Genomic DNA, 559 nt, shown 5'->3' with positions numbered 1-559 from the left:
GTAGGATTAAATACATCTTTTAGTTTATATGTTTCGGCATGTGTTCCTGTAGTGAATCCAGCAAGTACGCTTATTGGATCTGATGTACTGAATCCCGGCGCATAAAATTTAACTGCATCTGATACAAAAGCTGCTCCTGTATCTTCCATTAATTCTGCTGTTCTTAATGTTGACAGATCTAATTTTATAGATATATCAAGACCATTTGTCTCAAAATTTTCGTTTACATTAATTACTCCGGCATTTATTATGCTAGGTACAGGATAGCCGGCAGTACCGTTTGATACCGGTTCTGAATTCACAAGGTTTGCTGCAAGATTTATTATTCCTCTGTTGAGCAGTTTTCCTTCACCTTTTATCAGTATTCCCTGACTGTTATTGCTGTTTATATTTATCGTCCCCTGATTATCCAGCGTTGATGCAAGATTTAAGTATACTCCCTGTGATGAATCCCCGTTTATTGTTATTATACCGTGGTTTGTTACTGTACTTATGTCAATAATGTGGACACATTTATCTTGTCTATTATGAAATTTTTTTCAAATATTCTTTAGGAGAT

1 protein-coding gene is annotated in these 559 nt (G+C 35.1%); it reads right to left on the bottom strand.

Annotated features, from left to right (window positions below; genetic code table 11):
- The coding region (locus tag NK213_RS18010) for a hypothetical protein (RefSeq protein ID WP_253351788.1) at positions 1–302 on the bottom strand (302 nt) is incomplete at its 3' end.
- Positions 303–559 lie beyond the last annotated feature (257 nt).

It is taken from the genome of Sebaldella sp. S0638 (assembly GCF_024158605.1).
In the GTDB taxonomy this organism is placed as follows: Bacteria; Fusobacteriota; Fusobacteriia; order Fusobacteriales; family Leptotrichiaceae; genus Sebaldella.
Note: the sequence above shows the minus strand (reverse complement) of the source record. Positions and strands in the feature narration are given on the sequence as shown.